This window comes from Microcystis sp. LE19-41.2A (genome assembly GCF_027530405.1).
Classification (GTDB): domain Bacteria; phylum Cyanobacteriota; class Cyanobacteriia; order Cyanobacteriales; family Microcystaceae; genus Microcystis; species Microcystis aeruginosa.
This window is the reverse complement of sequence record NZ_JAPZQJ010000314.1, coordinates 1-7459: the sequence shown is the minus strand read 5'-3', so window position 1 is coordinate 7459 and position 7459 is coordinate 1. Positions and strand designations below refer to the sequence as shown.

The 7459-nt window shown below is 42.1% G+C and carries 7 protein-coding genes; 5 read left to right on the top strand and 2 right to left on the bottom strand.

Going from position 1 to position 7459, the window contains the following annotated elements:
• Positions 1-199: 199 nt before the first annotated feature.
• Positions 200-1090, top strand: coding sequence for an alpha/beta fold hydrolase (locus O9290_RS13190; protein ID WP_288059893.1), 891 nt, complete (start codon positions 200-202; stop codon positions 1088-1090).
• 220 nt (positions 1091-1310) lie between these two features.
• On the opposite strand, the gene O9290_RS13185 is transcribed toward O9290_RS13190, so the two are convergent.
• On the bottom strand, positions 1311-2141 hold the full coding sequence (locus tag O9290_RS13185; protein ID WP_288059892.1) for a hypothetical protein: 831 nt from the start codon (positions 2139-2141) through the stop codon (positions 1311-1313).
• 475 nt (positions 2142-2616) lie between these two features.
• Here O9290_RS13185 and O9290_RS13180 point away from each other — a divergent pair, with 475 nt between their 5' ends.
• The gene (locus tag O9290_RS13180) at positions 2617-2853 is read left to right on the top strand and encodes a ferredoxin-thioredoxin reductase variable chain (protein ID WP_288059891.1); all 237 of its coding nucleotides are present in this window, start codon (positions 2617-2619) and stop codon (positions 2851-2853) included.
• Positions 2854-2869: 16 nt separating this feature from the next.
• Here the strand turns inward: O9290_RS13180 and tyrS are convergent, their stop codons facing one another.
• Positions 2870-4087: a tyrosine--tRNA ligase gene (gene tyrS, locus O9290_RS13175; protein WP_288024742.1), complete on the bottom strand. Its 1218-nt coding sequence runs from the start codon at positions 4085-4087 to the stop codon at positions 2870-2872.
• Positions 4088-4284: 197 nt separating this feature from the next.
• On the opposite strand from tyrS, the gene O9290_RS13170 reads away from it, so the two are divergent.
• The 3 genes from O9290_RS13170 to O9290_RS13160 all read left to right on the top strand — a co-directional run bounded on the left by O9290_RS13170 (position 4285) and on the right by O9290_RS13160 (position 7157).
• The gene (locus O9290_RS13170; protein WP_002762909.1) at positions 4285-5970 is read left to right on the top strand and encodes a glycosyltransferase; all 1686 of its coding nucleotides are present in this window, start codon (positions 4285-4287) and stop codon (positions 5968-5970) included.
• Between the two features lie 95 nt (positions 5971-6065).
• Positions 6066-6290, top strand: coding sequence for a ferredoxin family protein (locus O9290_RS13165; RefSeq protein WP_041804484.1), 225 nt, complete (start codon positions 6066-6068; stop codon positions 6288-6290).
• A gap of 129 nt (positions 6291-6419) precedes the next feature.
• On the top strand, positions 6420-7157 hold the full coding sequence (locus O9290_RS13160) for an ABC transporter ATP-binding protein (RefSeq protein WP_288024738.1): 738 nt from the start codon (positions 6420-6422) through the stop codon (positions 7155-7157).
• Positions 7158-7459 lie beyond the last annotated feature (302 nt).

Sequence of the window (7459 nt, the reverse complement as noted above, 5' to 3'; positions counted from 1 at the left end):
TCAGGTGGTCAACTACCTAATTTTCAGGGAAAAAGTCCAGGAATTTTCCCCCCGATCCCCGCAATGGCTGGCACTTTTTGAGGGGAAAAAAGTCCAAAAGTCTTATCCAACAAGGTTTTTAGATTTATTCAGCAGACCCTACTTAACCTGACAGTATATATTAAGAAAAGCAACAAATACTTTACAGATAAACAAAAATATGCAGCAAATTCTAGGATTAGAGACACAAGCAAAAATTTGGCATTGGCGGGGATTCAAAATCACCTATCAGAGTGCGGGGGAGACGGGACCGGCGATCGTGCTTGTGCATGGATTTGGGGCATCTTGGGGACATTGGCGGAAAAATATCCCCGTTTTAGGCGAAAAATGTCGCTGTTTTGCCCTAGATTTAATTGGTTTTGGCGGTTCCGACAAACCCGAACCAAAAAACGAGATCGATTATACTTTCGAGACTTGGGGGGCGCAAATTGCCGATTTTTGTCGGGAAGTGGTGGGGGGTGCTGCTTTTTTGGCGGGTAATTCCATCGGTTGCGTGGCCATTATGCAGGCTGCCGTCGATTATCCCGATTTTGTCCTTGGGGTAGCGGCGATTAATTGTTCCCTCAGACTACTGCACGAAAGAAAACGGGGGGAATTACCCTGGTATCGTCGTTTAGGCGCAGATTTTGCCCAAATAATTCTCAAAAATAAAGCAATTGGGGCTTTTTTCTTCCAACAGATTGCTAAACCCCAGACAGTGCGTAAAATTCTCCTGCAAGCTTATCGGCGCTCGGAAGCAGTAACGGAGGAATTAGTAGAAATAATCCTAAAACCCGCCCGAGATCCAGGAGCGTTCAAGGTTTTCCTCGCTTTTACCGCTTATTCCGGCGGCCCGCTGCCAGAAGACCTACTGCCGATTCTCCCCTGTCGGGCTATTCTGCTTTGGGGTAGCGAAGATCCCTGGGAACCCTTGTCCTTGGGCCAAGAATTAGCACGATTCCCGACAGTAAAACAGTTTATCCCCTTAGCTGGTTTAGGCCACTGTCCCCAGGATGAAGCTCCAGAAATAGTTAATCCGATTTTATTAGACTTCCTGCAAGCTCCTATCTAGGGTTTGCGGCAAAAAGTTTGTTGGTGGGGGTAGGGTGTGGGGTGTGGGGTGTAGGGTTTTACCCATTTTCAGGCGGTCAATTACCTAATTTTCAGGGAAAAAGTCCAGGGATTTTCCCCCCAATCACTCCAATCGCTGGTACTTTTTGATTTCAAAAAAGTCTAAAAATATTATCCAACAAGGTTTTTAGATTTATTCAGCAAACCCTATCTAAGTTCCTCTAGTAACCAGAAGACCTGGTATTAATAGGTTGTTGGATGGTGAAACCTCGGTTAATACTTTGAGGTGGGACTTGATTGGGGGTGCCATTATTGTTAGGTGGCATTCCCTGATTAGGATAACCAGTGACGTTCGGTTGACTGCCGTAGACGGGGGGTTGATATACAGGGGGTTGATAATAGTTGGATTGGTTGCTAGAGCCGGAGACGGGGTTAGGGTTGGCATTATTCCAGGAGGGTAGGGGTTGAACATTTTGTTGTTCAGGGGAATAATTTCCCTGGGGGTTAACTTGATTCGGGCTGCCCCCGGGGTTGAGATTAGGAGAATTATTCAAGTTAGCAGTCTGCGAGCGATTTTCGATTTCCCTTTGTAAAGGATAATTGCTACTGTCGCCACTAATCGGTCGCAGTTGAATCGGTTGCAGACTTTTACTAGCCTTCGGTGCCTGATTTTGCTTAGTCTGCGGCATTAACGGCGCAAATAAGGAGGGTTTCTGGTTCTTATCGGGATTAGTATTTAGAGGATTAAAAGGCTGCGTCGAGGCCGGTTTGTTCAGGCGAGCGGTATTATTATGGGCAGGAATGGCTGGCAATGGTACAGTACTGGGGAGAGGAGTATCGGTAATCTGGTTAGCCCGGATTTCCCGCTCCTCTAAGGACATTCCTGGGGTATCTAATACCGAACCCAACCATTCAGGGTTCTGTTGATATACCCACAAAGCAATTAGAGCCAAGGAAAATATTCCTAACGGCAGCCAAAATAAAGGTTGGGCAAAGGGTTTTAATCCTGCCAGGAAATAGCGCATGGAAGAAGAATCTTTATAGTCACTCATACCGCTTAACCCTCTATAGGTTTTCCCCCATGCTATCAAATCATTAAGTAGTTAGGGTTGGCTGAAAAAGTTTTTCGTGGGGGCAGGGTGTGGGGTGTGGGGTGTGGGGTGTGGGGTTTTACCGACTTTGAGGTAGTCAGTTACCTAATTTTCAGAGAAAAAGTACCTCAATTTTCCCCCTGATCACTCCCATGCCTGGTACTTTTTGATTGACAAAAACTCTAAAAGCCTTATCCAACAAAGTTTTTAGATTTTTTCAGCAAGCCCTAGTTATCAGTGTTTTAGCCGTCAGCCTTGCACAACAGGTGACGCTTAGGTTGCTCCCAGTATTGCTGCTTACGAACAAAAGTATCGTCAAAGCTCAGGCTCTAGGTTTCAATCTTAAGAGTTTTCAGTTCCCCGTTCCCTGATACGGCGTAGAATGATAAGATTGTTTTCAAAGATACAATAGGCGTTTGTCTTCGCTAGAGAGTTTATGAAAGTTGGCGATCAAGTTCGTGTAATTGAGTCTGTGGTAGTTTATCACCATCCTGAACACAAATCGGATCCTTTTGACGTGAAAGGACTAGAGGGAGAGGTGAAAGGGATTGTCACCGAATGGCGTGGTAGGCCGGTTAGCGCCAACCTACCCGTCCTCGTCGAGTTCAGTAAAAAGTTTAAAGCCCATTTTCGAGATTTTGAGTTAGAAATCGTGGAAAAAGCCGCCGAATAGGGACTTTTTCGCTTATTTAAGCTACAAAGCGAATAAATTTATTTTTGCCCACCTGTAGGACTTTTCCCGTTAAAGCTTCGGCTGTCTCAAAACTTTTGTCCACATCGGTGATTTTCTCACTATCGATTCTGACTGCACCCCCCTGAATCTGTCTTCTCCCTTCGCCGCTACTTTTACATAAGCCGGTGGCCGCAAGAAGATAGAATAATTTCAGGGGAAAAGTGACCGCTGCTAGGGAAAATTCGGGTACAGAGGCCGCAGCTGCCGTATTTCCCTGTAGAACTATCTCCTGCGCTGTTTTTTGTGCCTTTAATGCCTCCTCTTCTCCGTGAAACTGGGCAACTACCTCGATCGCCAGTTGTTTTTGTGCCTCTCGCGGATTGCTCGCCATAGCATCTAAGGGCAAATTTGTCAATAGTTCGTAATAATCTTTTAACAAAGCGTCGGGGGTTTTTTCCAGTTTCGAGTACATGGACAGGGCCGATTCCCGCAATCCCACATAATTATTCAGGGATTTGGACATTTTTTGACTGCCATCGGTTCCGATTAAAATCGGTAAAAGTAGCCCGAATTGCGGTTTTTTACCGAAATATTTCTGCAAATCACGACCGACGGCAATATTAAATTTTTGATCAGTTCCTCCCAATTCGACATCGGCCTCGACAGCGACGGAATCATAACCCTGCATTAAGGGATAGAGAAATTCATGGAGAAAAATCGGGTTTTCCCGGTCGTAGCGTTCGGAAAAGCCTTCTTTTGCCAACATTTGCCCGACGGTCATGGTGGAGAGAAGTTCGAGAATTTGCGATAGGTCTAATTTCCCCAACCATTCCGAGTTATAGCGAATTTCTAGGCGATTAGGGGTGTTAAAATCTAAAATTGGGCGTAATTGTGCCAGATAATTCTCGGCATTGGCTCTCACTTCTTCGATGGTTAATTGTTTTCTAACTTCCGATTTTCCGGTCGGATCGCCGATTCTAGCGGTAAAATCACCAATAATCACCACTGCCACATGACCGGCATCCTGGAAAGCACGCAGTTTCCGAAAAGGGATACTATGACCTAGGTGAATATCGCTGCCGGTGGGGTCAATACCTAGTTTAATTCTTAAAGGGCGATCGGTGGTTTGCAGTAGTTGGGTTAAATTTTCCCTAGGCTCTTGGGAGTCGGGTTGATGGGGGAATAGGTCACTGGTGCCACGGGTTAGCCAGTCTAGGGAGGAAGATACGGTCATTGTTGCTCATTTTCCACAGCCTTCCCATTATAGTTTTTTATTATGTCAAGTAACAAGCCAAAGGTAAATAAACTGGTATCTTCAATAAGAGTCGATAACATCTTGACAATTCTACCGATCAAATATAGAGTCTTAAAATCTTCTTTTTCAAAATTATCAAAAAATTTCCCTGTCTTGAATTGCGATCAGATAAGCCGATGAATCCTAGTTTTAATAACTCTATCCCCGTGCAGAGGATCAAAGTTTCCGTAATTGTTTCTACCTATAAATCAGCGGAGTTTATCCAGGGTTGTTTAGAGGATTTAGTTACTCAAACTCTTTATGAAAAGGGAGAAGTAGAACTTATTATTATCGATAGTGCTTCCCCGGAGAATGAAGGGGAGATTATCCAAGAGTTTCAAGAAAATTATCCTAATATTATTTACCAGAGAACTAGAGAACGAGAAACCCTCTACCGCGCTTGGAATCGTGCTATTAAACTAGCTAGGGGTTCCTATATCACCAATGGGAATACTGATGATCGTCGCTGTTTTAATGCTCTGGAAATTATGGCTAATTATCTAGATAACAATAGAGAGATTAGCTTGGTTTATGCCGATCAATTAATTACCACCCTCAAAAATGATACTTTTGCCACCACCCCAGCTTTAAAACATTGGAATTGGCCAAATTACTCCTATCAACAGATGCGTCAAGGTTGTTGTGTGGGTTCTCAACCAATGTGGCGAAAAATGCTGCACGATAAATATGGTTATTTTCAGGAAAATTTTCGCTGTGCTGGTGATTATGAATTTTGGTTAAGAATCGGCATTCAAGGCGAAAAAATGGCTTTAATTCCTGAGATTTTAGGGTTATATTATTTAAATCTCCAAGGCTTAGAACATGGCAGTAATGGTCAAGCATTACAGGAACATTATCAAGTGTGTAAAATCTATAAAATTCCCCACCCAGACATTAAGGATATAGAAATTAAACCCAATCCAGTTAAGATGGAAGATTTAGGCATAATTTTACAGGAAGATGAGCGAGAAAAATTACAAACAATTCAAGCTATCTCCCGGAAAAGATGCCCAATTATTGTTATTGATGGCGTGATCTTTCAACTTAAGCAACGAAAATTAGCCAGAATTTGGTCTTCAATTCTAGAGCATTGGAGTCAATTAGAATTTAGTCAACACATTGTTATTTTAGATAGAAATAACACCGCACCAAGATGGGAAGAATTTAAATATTGGCCCGCGGAATCCTACGATTATAATTGTACGGGAAAGGATGCCAGAAAAATCCAAGATATTTGCGATCGCCTACAGGCAAATTTATTTATTTCCACTTTTTATACCAGTCCCTTAACCACTCCTTCTCTACTTTTGCTTGCTTCTGAGTTCCCAGAAGAAAACGGCAATTTACCAGTAGATTTAGAAAAACACTATGCAATTTTATCCGCTTCTAGAATCATCGCTTTTTCCTCTAATATCGCCCAAGATTTAAGAAAGTTATACCCCAAAATTACCCCCGAAAAGATTGATATTATCGAGTTTTTTGAAGTTAATCAAACAATAGCGGAAGAAATCACTAATTTTTTCCAGTATGCGCTCAGTGAAACTAAGGAATCAAGTCAGAATCAAGTCTGGTTAGAGTTAAGAAAATTACAGGAAGCACAACAGATAATGTATCTGAAACAACAGCAAGATTATCGTACTATAAAAGAGATGGAAATATCCCTAAAAGAATTAGAAAATAATCATAATTATCTCCAGAAAAATAATCAGGAATTACGGGAAGAAATTAACTATTTGTCCTCCCGTAAGGGAATAGTAAAAACCCTAGCGAAAACTTCTATTTTACTTCTTGCTAAGATCAAGAAAAAACTCCCAATATTTTAGGGAATTAAGAGAAAGTTTCCTAACAATGATCCGATCTTGGCACGGCAGTGCCTAAAAGTGGTAAAGTAATGTTAAGAATTAGAGGAGAAAACACTGTGCCACATTCGATCGTCACTGGAACTTGTGAAGGGGTTGCCGATTGCGTTTCCGCTTGTCCTGTTGCTTGCATCCATCCGGGACCGGGTAAAAATGTTAAAGGAACCGATTGGTATTGGATTGATTTTGCCACTTGTATCGACTGTGGTATCTGTCTACAAGTATGCCCCGTCGAAGGTGCAATTCTGCCACAAGAACGTCCCGATTTACAAAAAACTCCCTAATTTATCAGTTATCAGTTATCAGTTATCAGATGTAAGTTTTCAGTTCACTGATTACTGTTCACTGAAAATGCTTCCCACTTCCCAATTTATAATTCATATTACTGTCTCCTATCTCCTTTTTACCTTACCATGGATTATCTTTTAGAAGTTGAACAAGTTTATGCTGGTTATGTGCAGGATTTATACATATTGCAAGGGGTTAACTTTCGCATTGCACCGGGGGAATTAGTCACGGTTATCGGTCCCAATGGTGCGGGAAAATCCACCCTCGCTAAGACTATTTTTGGTTTATTAAAACCCAGTGCTGGAACTATCACTTTTAAGGGAAAAAATATCACTGGTTGGAAATCTAATCAAATCGTTCCCCTCGGTATGGGTTATGTTCCCCAAATTGCTAATGTTTTTCCATCCCTTAGCATCGAGGAAAATCTGGAAATGGGGGCTTTTACCAGTAAAAAAGCGATTAAACCCCTAAAAGAGCGCATTTATGCCATGTTTCCTCGTTTGGACGAGCGCCGTCGTCAGAAAGCTGGTACTTTATCCGGAGGAGAAAGACAGATGTTAGCCATGGGAAGAGCGCTGATGTTGCAACCGGATTTATTAATTCTCGATGAACCTTCGGCAGCTTTATCTCCTATCTTAGTAACCAGCGTTTTTGAACAGATAAAAGCGATTAATCAGACGGGAACTGCAATTATTTTAGTGGAACAGAATGCCAAAAAAGCCCTAATGATGTCCGATCGAGGTTATGTTTTAGAAAGTGGTCAAGATCGTTTTCAGGGATCGGGTCAAGATTTACTCAATAACCCGAAAGTAGGGGAATTATACCTCGGGGCGGCTTATCATGATGCCAAACGAGATGATTAGGAATTTGTTAAGGATTGAGGGGGATTTTGATTTCTTCCCAGAATTTAGCGATAGGATAGTAATTGAGTACAAATCTCTACGGCCCTGATGTCAAGGTGATAAGCCAGCAACCCCTAAATAGGGTCTGCTGAATAAATCTAAAAACCTTGTTGGGTAAGACTTTTAGGGTTTGCTGAATAAATCTAAAAACCTTGTTGGATAAGGCTTTTAGACTTTTTTTCCCTGAAAAAGTGCCTACCATTGGAGTGATTGGGGGGAAAATTTAGGGATTTTTTCCCTGAAAATTAGGTAATTGACCACCT

Excerpts from the sequence above, each read along its gene's own strand:
- O9290_RS13180 (WP_288059891.1), top strand. The coding sequence starts at position 2,617 with ATGAAAGTTGGCGATCAAGTTCGTGTAATTGAGTCTGTGGTAGTTTAT.
- O9290_RS13170 (WP_002762909.1), top strand. The coding sequence starts at position 4,285 with ATGAATCCTAGTTTTAATAACTCTATCCCCGTGCAGAGGATCAAAGTT.
- O9290_RS13190 (WP_288059893.1), top strand. The coding sequence starts at position 200 with ATGCAGCAAATTCTAGGATTAGAGACACAAGCAAAAATTTGGCATTGG.
- O9290_RS13160 (WP_288024738.1), top strand. The coding sequence starts at position 6,420 with ATGGATTATCTTTTAGAAGTTGAACAAGTTTATGCTGGTTATGTGCAG.
- tyrS (WP_288024742.1), bottom strand. The coding sequence starts at position 4,087 with ATGACCGTATCTTCCTCCCTAGACTGGCTAACCCGTGGCACCAGTGAC.
- O9290_RS13185 (WP_288059892.1), bottom strand. The coding sequence starts at position 2,141 with ATGAGTGACTATAAAGATTCTTCTTCCATGCGCTATTTCCTGGCAGGA.